A 16895-nucleotide genomic window follows, 5' to 3' on the forward strand; every position below is an offset into this window, starting at 1 on the left:
GTCCGGCACCTCCGGCGGACCGGGCTCGCCCGGACACGCTTCCGCCGCACCACTCTCCTGGTCCTACGGACGCTGAAGAGCGATCACGGCGTTGTGTCCACCGAAGCCGAAGGAGTGGCTGACAGCACGCCGGACGGGCTGCCGCAGCGGTTGCTCGGTGACGCAGTTGATGTCGAACCCGGGTGCCGGGGCAGCCAGGTTGGCGATCGGCGGAACGACTCCGCGTTGGAGCGTCAGAACGGTCAGTCCGGCCTCGATCGCTCCTGCCGCACCCATGCAGTGCCCCAGGACGCCCTTGGGGGCCGTGACGGGCGGCCGGTGCGGATAGACCCGCTCGATGAGAGCGGCCTCCATGGCGTCGTTGACCGGTGTCGCCGTGCCGTGTGCGTTGACATGGTCGATGTCCCCGGCGACCCAGCCCGCGTCGCGCAGAGCGGCCTCGACGGCGGCCTGGGCGACCGCCCCGGAGGGGTGCGGGCTGGTGGGGTGGTGCGCGTCGGTGGTGGCACCCGCGCCCGCGAGCAGGGCCCGGGGGGCGGCGCCGCGGTCGGCGGCGTCGTCCGTCCGTTCCAGCACCATGACGGCGGCACCCTCGCCCATGACCAGGCCGGCGCGGTCGGCCGCGAAGGGCCGGCACCGTCCCGCCGGTTCGCCCTCGGCCGGGGCCGCAGCTCCGGACCGGGCGAATCCGGTCATGGCGACCCGGTGGACGATCGACTCGGTGGCTCCGGCGATCGCGATGTCGCACTGTCCGGTGACCAGCAGATCGCGGGCGACGGACAGGGCGGTGGCCCCGGACGAGCAGGCGGTGCACGGCGCCAGGCTGGGCCCGGTGGCGCGCAGCCGGATGGCGATCTCGGCCGCGGGCATGTTCGGGATCGTGAGCAGGATGCCGACCGGCGAGGTGGCCTCCGGTCCCTGCCGGTCGAGTACGACGGCCTGTTCGGTGAGCGCGGCAGAACCTCCGCTGCTCGTTCCGACGACGACAGCGACCCTGCTGCCCTCCCACCGCGCGGGATCGAGTCCGGCGTCGGCGACCGCCTCACGGGCGGCGAGCACGGCGAACTTGACGTGCTTCCCCATCCGGAAGGACGTCCGGCCACCGATCGCCGCGTCCAGATCGATGCCGTCGACCGTGCAGGCGAAGTCGACCGCGCACCCTTCGAGCGACGCGACCGTACGCGCCGGCGACACTCCGGCGCACACCCCCCGCCAGGTGGATTCGGTGTCGTTGCCGACCGGGGTGATCATTCCCAGGCCGGTCACGGCAACGGCGGGCCTTCTCATCGCGTGGGGCTCATCGATGCGCGGCCGTCCGCCGACACCCTGCCGCCCACTGCCGCGTCGATGAATCGTGTGATGTCGGTCAGGGTGGCCTCCTTGGGAAGCCGGTCGAAGTCCCCCCGGCCTCCCGTCGACTCCCTGATGAGGACGGCGAACTCGGCCACGGCCAGGGAGTCCATCTCCAGGCTGTCCATCGTGGAGTCCGGGTGGATCTCGGCAGCGGGCACTTTGAAGGTGTGGGTCAGCACCTCGGTGATCTTGGGATGGATCGCACTCATGAGTTTCCTCTTTTCGTTCGGCACTGCTGGTCCGAGACGGCGGGGCATCGTTCCGACGCCGAATCAACGGGGCGGCGTGTCTCCGGTTACGCCTTGCGGCGAACCGATTCACCACCGCGCTCCGGCGGCTCTGCGCACCACCGGGCCAGGACGGCCGCGGTGCCCCAGAAAACCAACAGCACAGCACGGACACCGAGGGCCCCGAGCACCTCCAGCGGCCGACCGGCTCGCGCACCCGTGCGCGTCCTCGTGGCGGTTCCCCTCACTGCTCCGTCCCGCTCGTCCGGCCCCCGTCCGGCTGCCAGGCGGCTTCGGGGTCGTCGTAGGAATCGACGTAATCGGCCCCCGCGATGGGCCAGTCGGCGAGCAGTTCCCGGGGCAGTGCGAAGGAGTCGACGAGTGCGGGCAGATGCGGGGCGACGGCGGCGATCAGCTCTTCCGACCTGTTCGACAGCTCCTCCACCTGATGCACCGTCATACGGCCTGCGGCCAGCAGATCGCCGCTGTCACGGGCGATCCGGTCGAGCACGAACAACCGTTGCAGTTCGACCAGTCGGTCACGGGCCGGCCCGTCCGGCAGGCTCGCCACCGCATCCGCGTACGCCTCTGCCGCCTGCCGCTGGGCATGGGCCTCGACACCGCGCAGGGCCGGGCCCGAGGCGCGGTTCCACCGCTCCAGAGGGTCACCGGACGGCGCACGGCCCATCCCCTCGCGGGCCCGGTCGAACCAGATCCGCTCCAGCGCGGTCAGGAGCCCGACGAGGAACCGGGTGTCGGTGAGGTCGCCGGTGCCGCCCCCCGCGGGAACGTCGTACGCGGCCTGTTCGGTGACCAGAAGCATCTCCGTGGCCGCCTTCACATGGATGGCGAGGTTGTCGCCCTCTGCGGTGATGGCGCCTTCCACTCCGGTGATGAGTGCGTTGATGCCGTTGTGTTCCAGGAGCGCCTGGGCACCGCACCGCTCACGGCATTCCACGATCACATCCCTGGCCTCCCAGGTGATCCACCCCTTGGCGACAGCGACCAGTCGCTCCGCCTCCGCCCGGTTCGGCCCGTCGCTCTCCTTCTCCCAGCGCTCCATGGCCCTGCGGTGCAGCAGGCTCATCCCGAAGACGGTGGCCATGGCCCGGACCAGCGGGCCGTGGTGGCTGCGATGGGCGATCACCGGTACCCGGCGTGACCCACGGGGTCCGGAGATGTACCGGTGCCCGCCGTACCGCACGGCGACGGCGAGCGTCGCGCGTGCGGAGCCGACCGCGCAGGCGCTCATCGAGATCTTTCCGGAGGTGACGCGCCCGATGGACGTGAGAAGGCGATGTCTGCGGTTGCCGAGGACACTGCTGAACTCCCCGTCGTCGCCGATCCGTCCGTGCTCCCCGCCGAGCAGTGCTTCGCGCCCCACGAAGACCTGGTCGAAGGAGGTCACACTGTGGTCCACCGGACTGCCCAGACGTGCGGAGAGTCTGCGCACCCGTACGCCGGGCAGCGCCCGTTCGGCGTCGGTGAGCGGTACGAGGAAGAGGAAGACGCCCTGATCGGTGCCGTCGACCAGCAGGCGGGCCGCCACCAGGCCGGTCTTGGGGCCGCCTGCCGGACTGGTGTTGGGCATGAACTTCTGGGCACCGGCGTGCGGTGTGTGCAGGACAAACCCGTCGCGCTCGCGGTCGTAGGAGGCCGTGGTCTCCACGGCGGCGGCGTCGTTTCCGTGCGCCACCTCCGTACAGAGAAAGGTGCCGATGCTGCGCAGCCGGAGGAAGTCCGACAGATCGCGTCGGCCGTCCGCCTGATGGTCGAGGAGGCTGCCCAGAAAGAGGTTGTAGTGGATGCCCGCCACCGTGGTGAGGGCCGGGTCGACCGGTCCGAGCCATTCGTGCAGGGCCGCGAGGGCGCGGAGGTCGGCGGCGAGCCGGGCACCGCTGTCGAGGCTGTCGTTGAGGATGCGCATCCGCTCGTACGCGAGGCAGAGGCGTTCGTCGGATGTGCCGAGGTCCTGGCGGCGGAACGGCTGCGTACGGATCAGCTGCCGCCAGAAACCGTGCTCCTGGGCGATGTTGTCGCCCAGGAGCACACCGGTGAGCAGTTCTGTGGCCCGTCCGGTGGAAGAGCTGTCGATCGTTGCGGTCATGAGACAAGAACGATCAGCCGGCTGCGAGGACACCGGAGGCCGTCCCCGGCGGACCGTCCGGCGCGACGCGCTGGAAGGCGAGTGCGACGTTGTGCCCGCCGAAACCGAAGGAGTGGCTCAGTGCCCGTTCGACGTGCTGCGCACGGGGCTCCTTGACGACGCAGTCGAGGTCGAAGCCGTCCGGCAGCGAGTCCAGGTTGGCGACCGGCGGAACAAGGCTGTGTTCCAGGGTCAGTACGGTGGCTGCTGCCTCGATCGCCCCGGCCGCGCCGAGGGTGTGACCGAGCACCCCCTTCGGGGCGGTCACCGAGGGGCGGTGGGGAAAGAGCCGCTGGATGAGCGCGCTCTCCATCGCGTCGTTCAGCGGGGTCGAGGTGCCGTGCGCATTGATGTGATCGACCTCGTGCGCGGCCCAGCCCGCCTCACCCAGCGCCGCCTCCACGGCTCTGCCGGCACCGGCTCCTGCCGGGTCCGGGCTCGTGGGATGGTGCGCATCGGTGCCGGAGCCCGCACCGGCCAGCAGGGCGCGCGGCCGTCCTGCGCGGGCGTGCACGTCGCGGGTCCGCTCCAGCACCAGGACACCGGCGCCCTCACCAAGCACAAAACCGTCCCGGTCCGCGGCGAACGGCCGCGACGCCCCCGCCGGATCGCCGGTGCGCCGGGAGAGCGCGCCCATTCCCGCGAAGGCGCTCGCCACCAACGGGGTCAGTACGGACTCCGCCCCGCCGGCCACCACCACATCGCACCGGCCGCTCGTCAGCAGGTCCCGGGCCACGGCGATCGCGGTCGCCCCGGACGCACAGGCGCTGGCCGGTGCCAGGCTGGGGCCGTGCGCCCGCAGGGCGATGGCCACCTCACCGGCGGCGGCGTTGGGCATCATCATCGGGACCAGGAGCGGCGACACCGCATCCGGTCCGCCGCCGTCCAGCCTGCGCAGGTTGTCGACGAGCGCGGACACCCCGCCCACGCCGACACCGATCACCACTCCCACCCGGTCGCCGTCCCACCGCTTCGGTGACAGCCCGGCGTCCGCCACGGCGTGCCGGGCGGCGACCAGCGCCATCTTCGCGAACCGTGCCATCCGCCACGCCGAACGCCCACCGACCGCCTCGTCCAGGTCCGCCCCGTCCACCGGACAGCCGAAGTCGACCGGCATTCCGGCCAGTTCGTGACAGCGCCGGGCCACGGACACCCCGGCGCACAGTCCGGCCCAGAAGGTGTGCTCGTCGGCTCCCGCGGGGGTCACCAGCCCCAGTCCCGTCACCGCGACCCCCGTGTCGGCCCGCCCCATGTTCCGCCCCTCCTCCGTCATCGATCACGCCTATCGGTGGTCGAACGGCCGTGGCCCCGGCAAGGATGCGGTCACACTGGACCGAACGGATCACCGATCGGACGAATGGCCTGAACCACGCCACATGCCCGGTGACCGTGTTCCCCCATCCGCAGGAGTCCGCCGCGCCGTTCGCCCCCGCCGGGCATCCCCTTGGTGCATGGAAGCGGACCCGAACCAGTCGAAGCCCCCGCCGGCACACGCCGATCTGGAGGCGTTGCGCGCCCGGGTGACGGTGCTGGAGAACCGCTCGGCGGCCCGGCGCCGGCCCCGCGCCCGGTCGTTCTTCGCCGCGCTGCTCATCCTGGTCGCGGCCGTCCTCACTCCGCTGAGCATCGTGTCCACCTGGGCGAAGAACCAGATCGGGAACACGGACAACTACGTGGCGATGATGGCGCCGCTCGCATCCGACCCCGATGTGCAGTCCGCCGTGGCCGATCGCGTGACCGGTGCCGTCATGAAGCACCTCGACCTCAAAACGCTGTTGGCCGATGTCGCCCCCGCGGACCGGCCGGTGGTCGACAAGGCGCTGTCGGGACTGAGCGGTCCCCTGACGGCGGGGATCTCGGACCTCGTGCACACGACCGTGCAGAAGTTCGTCGCCACCGACGCCTTCCGGACGATCTGGACCGATCTCAACCGGGCCGCCCATGCGGCGGCGCTGAAGGCACTGTCCGGGAGCGGCGGCGGGGCGGTGAAGCTCACCAACGACACCGTCACCGTCGATCTGGCACCGGTCATCGACCGGGTCAAACAACGCCTCGTCGACCAGGGGCTGACGGTCGCCGCGAAGATCCCCGAGATCCATACGGACTTCACGGTGCTGACGTCCGACGCGGTCGGCAAGGCCAAGAAATGGTTCCGGGCGCTCCAGATCATCGGCTTCTGGCTGCCACTGGTCACGCTGGCCCTTGCCGTGGGCGGGGTGCTCCTCGCCGTACGCCGCCGGCGTGCCCTGGTCACGACGGCGCTCGCGGTCGCGGCGGGTGCCGCGGTGCTCGGGCTGGCCGTGTGGGTGGGCCGCGCGTTCTATCTCGACAGCCTTCCGTCCGGGGTCTCGCAGCCGGCCGCCGGTTCCGTCTTCGACGCCCTGGTCGGCTCCGTGCGCGCGCTGGTCCGCCTGGTGATCACGCTCGGCATCGTGGTGGCCCTCGCTGCCTGGCTCACGGGTGAGGGCCGCGCCGCCACCCGGGTCAGGGCCATGTGGAGCGATGGCATCGGTGCCGTACGGGACGCGGCCGGTTTCACCGGCGGCCCGGTCGGCAGATGGGTGCACCGCACCAGGCGCCGGCTGAACTGGGCGGTGGTCGGGGTGGCCGCCGCGGTCCTGGTGGCATGGGACCGGCCGACGGGTCTGGTGACTCTCTGGATCGCCCTGTGCGCGCTGTTCGCCCTCGCTGTCGTCGAGTTCCTCGACGACGACAACACCCCGCACCTGACGGCGCCCGGTTAGGGGCCTTCATCCGGATCGGCGGGCGGGGTCCGATGTCTCCGGTCCACCACGGCACGGAGGGGCGCACTCCCCCGTGACCGCGTGCGTCGTCACCCGTGGGCGACCGCCTCCACCGCGTCGGCCACCCGTGTCAGGAACCGTGCGTGGGCCTGCGGGCTGCAGACCGGCTCGGGGTTCCAGGGCACGACCCGGGCGGCGCGCTCGATCGCCGCCCAGGTCCCGTTCGTCCGGAGCTCGTCCAGGGAGGTGGCGTTGGCCCGGGAGTCGGCGAGCACGATGTCGGGCCGCAGGGCCGCGGCATCCATCCAGCCGACGGTGGACCAGTTCGCACCGGGCCCGTCGGCCGGCTCCACCACGCCGACGCCCAGCTCGGCGAGCGCACGCAACTCGGGCCACATGCGGGGCCGCGCGAGATGCGCCTGCTCCTGACCGGCCGGGGACAGGGCGACCACCCGGGGCCGCTCCGACCCGCCGGCGAGCGTGCGCAGCCGGTCGCGGGCGATGTCCAGTTCCCGCTCCGCCGCGACCTCCTCGGCGCCGAGCGACCGGGCCAACCGGGCGAACCGGTCCCCGATCCGGTCGAGGGTGCGCGCCGGGCCCACCTCGATGACGACGACCGGGACGTGCTCCTCCAGATGCTTGGCGGTCTCCGGGGCGAGCCCGTAGACATGGCCGCCGCCGTAGCTGACGGCGACGACGAGTTCCGGCTCGCCACGCAGCAGGTCGTCCACGTCCAGGGTGCTGCCCGCGCCGAGGTAACCGACCTCGGCCAGTGGCAGTGATCCCGTCTTCGCGGCGTCCGGCACGGTCGGGTCGTCATGGTCGGAGCCGAATACCGCGCTCACGCGTATGCCGTGGTCCCAGAGGGTCGCTCCGGCCTGGACGTAGGCGAGCACCCGGGTCGGGAGCCGTCCGCCGGTCGACAGCTGACCACGGTCGTCGGAGAACTGCCACACATCCTGGTCGCTCACGCCACACACCCCTCGGTACCGGCCGCTTCGCCCGCTCCTCCGGGCTCGTACACCAGTACCTGCCCACCCAGCCGGCGCGACACCCTCACTTTTCGGCCGGTCCGGCACGGATGGCGCGAAGGCGCTCGCGTACGGGGGGCGCGACGGCGCTCGTGCGAGGGGCCGGGGCGGACATCGGGTCGCGCAGCCTCATCGCACGAGGCGGGGACGGAGCGGTCGGGTGCGACCGCCGTCACTCGTTGACGGTCGTCAGCAGCACCACCGCGTCCTCCAGCGCCAGCAGCCCGTGCCGCTCCTGCGGGATCGGGTGGAGTTCGGCGGCGCCCAGCTCCACGTCCCCGGAGGCCGCGGTGAGGCGGACCCTGCCGCGGAGCACCTGGACGGAGGCGGCGGCGGGTGCGTTGTGCGCCTCGAGGGCGGAGCCCGAGGTGAGGGCGATGACGGTCTGCCGCAGGGGTTCCTCGTGCAGCAGTCGGTGGGCACTACGGCCGTGCGGAGAGCTGCGGGCCGTGGTCAGATGCTCGTCGGCGAGGGCGTTCAGATCTTCCATACGCCCACTGTGCCGCAGCCCTCGTCCCCTCGCGATCCTGCCTGCGGCCCGCACGCGGCCCGCCCGTTCCGGCCGGGGCAGGGTGTGCGGGAGCCGTACGGCAGCTTGGGACGTACGGTCAGCCGCGCGCGGTCCAGCGGTATCTGACGTCCGGCTCCCGTTCCTCGTTGCGGCTGCCGTCGTCGAACGCGACCGCGGTGAAGCCATGCCGCTCGTAGAAGGCCCGGGCCCCGGTGTTGCGCTGGAAGGCGTAGAGCGTCAGTTCCTCGGGGGCGGACTCCCGCACCCTCGCCAGGAGCGACGAGCCGATGCCGCGGCGCCGTACGTCCGGCCGGAGATAGAGGTGTTCCAGTTCGGTCCCGTCGACGGAGGCGAAGCCCAGCACCTCCCCGGTACCGGACTCCGCGACCCACACCGTGGTCCCCGGCAGGACGACATGGGTCATCCAGGCGAGCGTGTCCTCGTCGCTGTGCACCTTCGGCAGGTAGGGCATGGCCGCGGCACGCGAGGCGAGAAAGAGCCCGGTGAGCGCCTCCGCGTCCTCGGCGCAGGCCTCGCGCAGCAGGATGCGGTCGGCTGTCGCGGACTCGTTCGGTGCCATGTCTTCTCTTCTCTCCCCGTCCGGTCGGATCCCGCTTCCCACCGGCATCCGCGGCGTGCGGTCTCTCCTCGGTACGAGGCTAAGGCCGGGCGGGCCCGCCGCTCCACAGAATTCGGGCTGTTCAGCCGGGTGGGCTGTGGAACGCCGCGCCGGTGCACGTCCACGGCGGGGCCGCTGCGGCCCGGCGCCGGGCACCCGCGAAAATAGCGGAGGGGAAGATCGCAACGATACGGAGGAGTGGGCGCATGCCGCACGAACGAGCAGGACAGCCGGCCCGGCCCGAGGATCTCACCGATGTGGCCCGGCTGGTGACCGCGTACTACGCGCTGCACCCGGATCCGGCCGAGCCCGGCCAGCGGGTGGCGTTCGGCACCTCGGGCCATCGCGGGTCGTCCCTGACCACCGCGTTCAACGAGGACCACATCCTGGCCACCAGCCAGGCGATCAGTGAGTACCGGGCGCGCCAGGGCACCGACGGGCCGCTCTTCCTCGGTGCGGACACCCACGCGCTGTCGGAACCGGCCCGGGTCACCGCCCTCGAGGTGTTCGCCGCCAACGACGTGACCGTGCTCGTCGACCCGGCCGACGGCTACACCCCGACCCCGGCGGTGTCGCACGCCATCCTCACCCACAACCGGGGCCGCACGTCGCACCTCGCCGACGGTGTGGTCGTCACCCCGTCCCACAACCCGCCCGGTGACGGCGGGTTCAAGTACAACCCGACGCACGGCGGTCCGGCGGGTTCCGAGGCCACCGGCTGGATCCAGCAGCGGGCCAACGAGATCATCGCCGCCGGGATGAAGGACGTGCGCCGGATCCCCTACGCCCGGGCCCGGGCGGCCTCGACCACCGGGACGTACGACTTCCTCGGCAGCTACGTCGCGGACCTGCCCTCCGTGCTCGACCTCGACGCGATCCGCTCGGCCGGGGTCCGCATCGGGGCCGACCCCCTGGGTGGCGCCTCGGTCGCCTACTGGGGCCGCATCGCCGAGGAGCACCAGCTCGATCTGACCGTCGTCAATCCCCTGACCGACCCCACCTGGCGCTTCATGACGCAGGACTGGGACGGAAAGATCCGGATGGACTGCTCCTCGCCGTACGCGATGGCCTCGCTGATCGAGCAGCGCGACCAGTACCAGATCTCCACCGGGAACGACGCCGACGCCGACCGGCACGGCATCGTCACGCCCGACGCCGGGCTGATGAACCCGAACCACTACCTGGCCGTCGCCATCGATCACCTGTACAGGCACCGGGAGCGGTGGCCGGCCGGTGCCGGAATCGGCAAGACACTCGTCTCCTCGGGAATGATCGACCGGGTCGCCGCCGGCCTGGGCCGCGAGCTGGTCGAGGTACCGGTCGGCTTCAAGTGGTTCGTGGACGGGCTGGTCGACGGATCGCTCGGGTTCGGCGGCGAGGAGTCCGCCGGGGCCTCGTTCCTGCGCCGGGACGGCTCGGTGTGGACCACCGACAAGGACGGCATCATCCTGGCGCTGCTCGCGTCCGAGATCCTCGCGGTGACGGACGCGTCACCGTCGGAGCACTATGCGGCACTCACCGCCCGGTTCGGTGAGCCGGCGTATGCCCGGATCGACGCCCCCGCCGACCGTGAGCAGAAGGCGGTGCTCGCGCGGCTCTCCGCCGACCAGGTCACGGCCGACACCCTGGCCGGTGAGGCCGTCACCGCCGTGCTCACCCATGCGCCCGGCAACGGGGCACCGATCGGCGGCATCAAGGTGACCACCGAGAACGCGTGGTTCGCCGCCCGCCCTTCGGGGACCGAGGACGTGTACAAGATCTACGCCGAGTCCTTCCTGGGCACCGACCATCTCGGCCGGGTCCAGGAGGAGGCCAGGGCCGTGGTCTCCGCGGCCCTGGGCGACTGAACCCCGCGGTTGCGCCGGGACCGCCCGGGTGGCGGGCCAAAGGCTCGCGGCCCGGGCCGGCGGGGGGCTGTCCGAGACGACGACGCATCAGGCGTGCAGGTGGACGTATCGCTAGAATTTGGGCATGGGAGAACGGCCTGCCATGACCGCGCCCGAACTCGTTCTCGAAACCGACGCGGGGGCCACCGTATTGAGCCCGAGCCGTGACTACCACGTCGGGCGCGACCCCCGGAGCGACATCGTCCTCGACGACGAGAGGGTTTCGTGGCACCACGCGGTACTGCGGCCCGTGGCCGACCACTGGTTGCTGAAGGACGAGGACAGCACCAACGGCACGTACACCGCGGGCCGGCGGATCCAGGAGTCGGACGTGGGCCCGGGCAGCGTCATCCGGTTCGGCCACCCCGTGAACGGACCGTGCGTGGCCCTGGTCGAACAGACCTCCCCGCCCCGCGCGACCCGATCGGCCGACCGCCCGACCGCCGTCGCCAAGCCCGAGGCCACCATCACGTTCCGGCAGCCGACCAGCGTGCGCCCGCGGCCCGTCCGCACCGTACGCATCGGCCGCAGCCCGGACAACGACCTCGTCGTCGACGACCTGGTCGTCTCGCACCGGCACGCCGAACTGCGGACGCATCCGGACGGAACGTACGAGATCGTCGACCTCGGCTCGCACAACGGCACGTACCTCAACGGCCAGCTGGTCGGACGCGCGCCGGTCGCGGAGGGCGACATCATCGGTGTCGGCCACTCCGAGTTCGCCCTCATCGACGACATGCTGCAGGAGTTCGTCGACACCGGTGAGGTCTCGCTCGATGTGCAGGACCTGAGCGTCACCGTGGACCGGGGCCGCAAGTGCCTGCTCGACGACGTCTCCTTCCCTGTGGGCGAGAAGTGCCTCCTCGGCGTGGTGGGTCCGAGCGGATCCGGCAAGTCCACCCTGCTCAACGCACTGACCGGCCTCCGCCCGGCCGACCAGGGCACCGTCCTCTACGACGGCCGCGACCTCTACCACGACTACGCCGAGCTGCGTCACCGCATCGGGCTCGTCCCGCAGGACGACATCCTGCACTCCCAGCTGCCCGTGGGCCGCGCCCTCGGGTACGCCGCCGAGCTCCGCTTCCCGCACGACACCGCCCCGTCCGAACGACAGGCCCGGGTCACCGAAGTGATCCGTGAGCTGGGTCTGACCAAGCGGACGAACCTGCCGATCCACAGCCTCTCCGGCGGTCAGCGCAAACGCGTCAGCGTCGCACTGGAGCTGCTGACGAAGCCGTCACTGCTCTTTCTCGACGAGCCGACGTCGGGGCTCGATCCCGGAATGGACCGCTCGCTCATGCGCGTGCTCCGGCGGCTCGCCGACGACGGCCGTACGGTGATCGTCGTCACGCACAGTGTGCTCAGCCTCGATGTCTGCGACCAGTTGCTGGTTCTCGCCCCCGGCGGGAGGACCGCCTACTTCGGGCCCCCGGAGGAAGCGCTCCCGTTCCTCGGGTTCGACCACTGGCCGGAGGCGTTCGAGGCATTCGAGCACGACCGGGACCGGGACTGGTCGGCGGAGTACCGCGCGTCCCCCTACCACCAGCAGTACATCGCGAACGCCGGCGCGCAGCCGCAACCGGCGCACGCCCCGCCGGTACCGGCCGAACCGCCGCCGAAGACCCGGAGCAAGGGCGCGCAGTTGCACACCCTTGTCCGCCGCTACGCCGCCGCACTGAGCGCCGACCGGACCTTCCTGGCCGTCATGATCGCTCTGCCGTTCGTGATGGGCGCCATGACCCGGGCCCTGGCCGGCAGCCGTCTGACCTCGGACACAGCGATCAACGCGTTGCTGATCCTCTGTGTGGGTGCCGTGCTGACCGGCGCCGCCAATGCCGTACGAGAACTGGTCAAGGAAAGGGCGATCTACCAACGGGAGCGTGCCGTCGGGCTCTCCAGATCGGCGTATCTGATGTCCAAGGTGGTGGTCCTGGGAACCATCACGGTGCTGCAGGCCGTCGTTCTGACCCTGGTCGGCCTGGTGGGCGTGGATCTCAACGCCCCGGGCGGCAAGGGCGTTCTCATGCCGCCCCTGGTCGAGATCACCCTGGCCGTGGCCATGTTGTCGTTCACCGCGATGATGCTCGGGCTGGTCGTCTCGGCACTGGTGCGCAAGGAGGAGGTCACCATGCCGCTGCTGGTGCTCCTCGCCATCGTGCAGGTCGTCTTCTGCGGCGCTCTGCTGAAACTGCACGGGGTACCCGGCCTGGAGCAGGTGGCGTGGCTGGTGCCGTCCCGGTGGGCGCTGGCGGCGATGGGCGGGACCATCGGGCTCGGCAGGATCGTGCCCGGAAGGGTGAGCGCGGACCCGCTGTTCGATCACTCCGCTGCGGCGTGGCTGCTGAACATGGGGATGCTGGTGGTGCTCTCGGTGTTCTTCGGAGGCGTGGTCTCCCGACTCCTGCGGCGGCAAGAGCCCGCGGTCATGCGGTAGCGGCGGACCGGGCAGCGACGGTGACTCCGAAACCCGGCCCGACGGCTCTCCGCCGGCGCTCCTCGGGCCCGCGTCCCGGGCAGCCACTCGGGACACGGGCCGAGCAGCGGGGTCTGTCGTCCTCCCGTACTCCCGGCACAGCGCAACCCATCTGCCGCTGAGCGGTGGCGGAACGCGCCGGTTGGTCCGACCCTTGTGCCTACCCGCCGATTGCGGCAGGTGGGCGAGGGACGATGGGGTGATTGTGTGACGGACGCCGGCACATCGGACAGCACGGCGACCGTGGCCGACGGCATGGGGGCGGCGATACTCCACACCCTGTTCGCCCAGCCCACGGTGGGTCTGCATGTACTGGACACGGACTTGCGGGTGGTGCGGGCGAACCCGCTGAGCAACCTCGTTCCCGCCGAGGACCTCGTGGGGCGTTACTTCACGGAGGCGTACCTCATCGAGGATCCGGACCTGGCCGAACGGACCATGCGCGAGGTGCTGGAGACCGGCGTGACCGCGGACCATCACGTGATCCGCGGCCGGCTCCGGGATTCTCCCGACCCCGTGCGCTTCCTCAGGGTGTCCGTGAACCGTCTGGAGGACGCGCAGCGGCACACCCTCGGGCTGCTGGCCGCCGTCGTCGATGTCACCGAGGAGGAGAAGGCACGTACCCGGGCTGCGTGCCTCGCCGCGGTGCGCACGCGGGTGGGCAGGTCCCTCGACGTGGCAGACACCTGCGAGGGGCTCGTCAGGGCCGTCGTCCCGGAGTTCGCCGACTTCGCCGTGGTCGAGGTCGTGGACGACGTGCTGCGTGGTTCGGATCCGCCGATAGGGCCCCTGGGGCACGATGTCCCGTTCCATCGCACGGCCGTGCGCGGTCCCGGCGACGCAGGCCGCCGGGACGGCCTGGTCGCAGAGATGCGGCGGCTGCCCGCCCGGACGCCCTATGCCCTGGCCACCTCGGACCTCCGGCCCCGCCTCGTCCAGCTCGACGCCCGAACGCCGTGGCTGGACGCGGACCCCGAGAGCGCCCGGATGATCAAGGCGACGCAGGCCCATTCCCTGATCGTGGTCCCTCTGAAGCTGCACGGCGCGGTCCTCGGTCTGGCGAGTTTCTATCGGTGCCAGGGGACCGAGCCCTACGAGGAGGACGATCTTCCGCTCGCTCTGACGGCCGCCGCCCATGTCTCGCTGAGCATCGAGAACGCACGGCGCTACGAGCACGACCATGCCATCGCCTCGACGGTCCAGCGGCGGCTCCTGCCCCAGCACGACGGGGACCGGATCGCCGTGGAGACGGCGCACGTCCTGCTGCCCGGTCGCAACCGCGGCAGCTGGTTCGACACCATCAGCCTCTCCGGTGCGCGCACCGCGCTGATCATCGGCAAGGTCGACGGCCCCGGCCTCCAGACAGCCATCGCCATGGGACAGTTGCGGACCGTCATCCACGCGCTGGCCGGTCTCGACCTGGAGCCCGACGAAGTGCTGGCCCGGCTGACGGACACCGCCGGCCGCCTGGCCGTCGAACGCGCGTCGCTGCCGCCCGGCGACCGGCTGCGCAAGGAGTCGCTGCACGCAACGTGCACGTACGCGGTCTACGACCCGTTCTCCCGTACCTGCGCCATCGCCCGGGCGGGACACCCGGCGCCGGTCCTCGTCACGCCCGACGGGATCACGACCGTCCTGGACGTGCCCGAAGGACCCTCGCTCTTCTCCACCGACACCTCCCCCTTCGCCACCGCCTCCTTCGAACTCGACCAGGGCAGCCTTCTGGCGTTCTTCACCGGCACCCTCGTGACCGACCAGGCGTCCGCGCAGCGGATGCACGAGGCACTCGCACGGCCCGGCCGGAGTCTCCGGGCCCTGTGCGACGACGTGGTCTACCACCTTCCGGCAGATGCCTCCGACGAAGGCGCCGCCCTCCTCCTCGCCCGTACCGACGTCGTCCCGCCCGAACGGGTCGCGACCTGGGAGCTGGCCCACGACCCGACCACGCCCGCCATCGCCCGCACGCTCGTGCGCGACCGGCTCGCGGGCTGGCACCTCGACACCGGGACGATCGAGTCGACCGAACTCATCGTGAGCGAACTGATCACCAACGCCGTGCGGTACGGCACGCCTCCGTTGCAACTGCGGCTGATCCTGGGCCCCTCGCTCACCTGCGAGGTCCACGACAGCAGTCGGGTCTCCCCCCATCTGCGTCATGCCCGCACCGTCGACGAGGGCGGACGCGGGCTGTTCATCGTCTCCCAGCTCGCCAGCCACTGGGGAACCCGCTACGGCAACGACGGCAAGGCGCTGTGGACCGAGCAGGACATCACGCCCGTGACGGACGGTTCCTGACCAGGCACGCAGCACCCGCCGCGAGCGGGAGCTCTTCGGGGGACAGCCGTGCGGGCACACCGAATGCGGCGCCCCGCGGCCGGATCGGCCGCGGGGCGCCGCGTTCAGGGTGAGGGCGGCCGCTCCGGGAGCGGGGAGCGGCCGCCGGCCGGATCAGCGGCGACCGTCGTGGTCGCGGTCCCGGTGGTCACGGTCCTTGTGGTCGCGGTCCCGGTGGTCACGGTCCTTGTGGTCGCGGTCCCGGTGGTCACGGTCCCGGTGGTCACGGTCCCGGTGGTCACGGTCCCGGTGGTCACGGTCCCGGTGGTCACGGTCCCGGTGGTCACGGTCCCGGTGGTCACGACCGTGGTGGCCACGGTCGTCGCGGTCATAGCCCCACGACTTCACGTCGACCCGGCGCCCACGCGCATCCCGCAGAGTCGCCGTGTCGCTGTCGTCCCAGACGTACCTGCGGAGGTCCTGGTAGACGTCGCGGCTGGTGTCGCGGCCGATTCCGGTGTGCACGCGCACCGAGGAACGGCCCGCCAACCACAGATTGAACCGGTAGCTGCGGTGGCTCTCGTCGCTCAGGGTCCAGCCACGCAGATCGACCGTGTGACGGCTGAGGTTGGTGACGGTGACCCACTCACCGTTGAGGCTGCGGTTGGAGCCGAAGTCGCGACCGGGGCTGTTGTACTGGATCGCGCCCAGGACCACGGGCGAACGCCGGTCGAACGAGGCGTGGCCGGGACCGCGGTCGCGACCGTATCCATGGCCATGGTCGTCTGCGGCCGCCGGCAGAGCGGCGGCGGCCACCAGCGCACCGGAAGCGATAACGGCAGCGGTGAACCGCCGTGCGGAACGGGACATGAAGACCCCTTCGGATCTGGGCCCGGACCGTGCGGTCCGGGCGTTGTTCGATCTCGGCCGTGCTGCCGAGAACGCACACTGTGGCCCGATTGCCCGAGTCGCGAAAGACCCACCGATACGTGTTACGAAGTACAGACATTTCCGTCACACGCACCTGTAGGCGCCACCCATCCCGCCTCTTCAAGTACCTGTCAATCCATGCCTGTTGCACACATCCGCGCGGCACTGCGGGGACACCATCCACCACGCCGCCCGCACCCGGCACACTCCGCCTCGGACCCCGCCCGCCCGGTCAAGGGAAATCCGTAACAGCCTCCACTTGCCCATAGGGGAAAAACAGTTCCCTTTACCCACAGAAAGGGGAACAAAAGTTCCGCGGCGGATCGTTACGCCGCCCCGACTGTCGTCACGCGAGGATCAGGCCGTGGTGTCGGACCAGGCGTAAGGCGGTGCGACCGGCCCGTTCGCGGGACCGGCTCCGGCCATTTCCATCTCCTGGTCGGCGACCTTCATCAGCTGCAGGGCGACATCCTTCATGGCACGACTGGCCGCAAGATCGTCACCGATGGCAGGGATGTCCACGTCCTGCGGGTTGCAGCGGGCGACCCCGTGTCCGACGACCTTCTCGGAGCCGGTGTCCAGCACGGCCTCGGCCCGGGTCGTACCGTCCTCCTCGGACAGACCGACGCTGACCTGCCACTCCCGTGTGCGAGTCATCGCGCACCTCCTGCGCGACCACGCCCGGCCTCGGTCCGCCGCCA

Annotated in this window: 13 protein-coding genes; 4 read left to right on the plus strand and 9 right to left on the minus strand. The window is 71.3% G+C overall.

What is annotated here, in order from left to right; translation table 11 throughout:
- Window positions 1–63 precede the first annotated feature (63 nt).
- The 4 genes from AB0L71_RS12250 to AB0L71_RS12265 form a co-directional block, all read right to left on the minus strand.
- On the minus strand, window positions 64–1287 hold the full coding sequence (locus AB0L71_RS12250; RefSeq protein ID WP_365241312.1) for a beta-ketoacyl-[acyl-carrier-protein] synthase family protein: 1224 nt from the start codon (window positions 1285–1287) through the stop codon (window positions 64–66).
- Entirely contained in the window at window positions 1284–1562 is a 279-nt protein-coding gene (locus tag AB0L71_RS12255) for an acyl carrier protein (protein WP_365241315.1), read from the minus strand. Before AB0L71_RS12255 ends, AB0L71_RS12250 begins: the two co-directional genes overlap by 4 nt.
- A gap of 262 nt (window positions 1563–1824) precedes the next feature.
- Window positions 1825–3687, minus strand: a complete 1863-nt coding sequence (locus AB0L71_RS12260; protein ID WP_365241318.1) for an acyl-CoA dehydrogenase — start codon at window positions 3685–3687, stop codon at window positions 1825–1827.
- Window positions 3688–3700: 13 nt separating this feature from the next.
- A complete protein-coding gene (locus tag AB0L71_RS12265) occupies window positions 3701–4999 on the minus strand; it encodes a beta-ketoacyl-[acyl-carrier-protein] synthase family protein (protein WP_365241320.1) in 1299 nt (432 codons plus the stop codon).
- A gap of 178 nt (window positions 5000–5177) precedes the next feature.
- Between AB0L71_RS12265 and AB0L71_RS12270 the strand changes: the two genes are divergently transcribed.
- Window positions 5178–6470, plus strand: coding sequence for a hypothetical protein (locus AB0L71_RS12270; RefSeq protein ID WP_365241323.1), 1293 nt, complete (start codon window positions 5178–5180; stop codon window positions 6468–6470).
- 89 nt (window positions 6471–6559) lie between these two features.
- Here AB0L71_RS12270 and AB0L71_RS12275 read toward each other — a convergent pair whose 3' ends face one another.
- The 3 genes from AB0L71_RS12275 to AB0L71_RS12285 all read right to left on the minus strand — a co-directional run bounded on the left by AB0L71_RS12275 (window position 6560) and on the right by AB0L71_RS12285 (window position 8592).
- Window positions 6560–7441, minus strand: coding sequence for an ABC transporter substrate-binding protein (locus AB0L71_RS12275; RefSeq protein ID WP_365241325.1), 882 nt, complete (start codon window positions 7439–7441; stop codon window positions 6560–6562).
- A gap of 232 nt (window positions 7442–7673) precedes the next feature.
- The gene (locus tag AB0L71_RS12280) at window positions 7674–7991 is read right to left on the minus strand and encodes a cupin (RefSeq protein ID WP_365241328.1); all 318 of its coding nucleotides are present in this window, start codon (window positions 7989–7991) and stop codon (window positions 7674–7676) included.
- Window positions 7992–8109: 118 nt separating this feature from the next.
- A complete protein-coding gene (locus AB0L71_RS12285) occupies window positions 8110–8592 on the minus strand; it encodes a GNAT family N-acetyltransferase (RefSeq protein WP_365241330.1) in 483 nt (160 codons plus the stop codon).
- Between the two features lie 245 nt (window positions 8593–8837).
- Between AB0L71_RS12285 and pgm the strand changes: the two genes are divergently transcribed.
- The 3 genes from pgm (at window position 8838) to AB0L71_RS12300 (ending at window position 15285) form a co-directional block, all read left to right on the plus strand.
- Window positions 8838–10478, plus strand: coding sequence for a phosphoglucomutase (alpha-D-glucose-1,6-bisphosphate-dependent) (gene pgm, locus AB0L71_RS12290; protein WP_365241332.1), 1641 nt, complete (start codon window positions 8838–8840; stop codon window positions 10476–10478).
- A 124-nt stretch (window positions 10479–10602) separates the two neighbouring features.
- Window positions 10603–12951 carry an FHA domain-containing protein gene (locus AB0L71_RS12295; protein WP_365241335.1) on the plus strand — a complete coding sequence of 783 codons (2349 nt, stop codon included), beginning with the start codon at window positions 10603–10605 and terminating at the stop codon, window positions 12949–12951.
- 294 nt (window positions 12952–13245) lie between these two features.
- The gene (locus AB0L71_RS12300) at window positions 13246–15285 is read left to right on the plus strand and encodes a SpoIIE family protein phosphatase (RefSeq protein ID WP_365241537.1); all 2040 of its coding nucleotides are present in this window, start codon (window positions 13246–13248) and stop codon (window positions 15283–15285) included.
- Window positions 15286–15438: 153 nt separating this feature from the next.
- Here the strand turns inward: AB0L71_RS12300 and AB0L71_RS12305 are convergent, their stop codons facing one another.
- Together AB0L71_RS12305 and AB0L71_RS12310 are read right to left on the minus strand one after the other, a co-directional pair.
- Window positions 15439–16134 carry a lamin tail domain-containing protein gene (locus tag AB0L71_RS12305; protein ID WP_365241338.1) on the minus strand — a complete coding sequence of 232 codons (696 nt, stop codon included), beginning with the start codon at window positions 16132–16134 and terminating at the stop codon, window positions 15439–15441.
- A gap of 417 nt (window positions 16135–16551) precedes the next feature.
- A complete protein-coding gene (locus tag AB0L71_RS12310) occupies window positions 16552–16851 on the minus strand; it encodes a DUF1876 domain-containing protein (protein WP_365241340.1) in 300 nt (99 codons plus the stop codon).
- Window positions 16852–16895 lie beyond the last annotated feature (44 nt).

This window comes from Streptomyces sp. NPDC052052 (assembly GCF_040680455.1).
GTDB lineage: Bacteria > Actinomycetota > Actinomycetes > Streptomycetales > Streptomycetaceae > Streptomyces.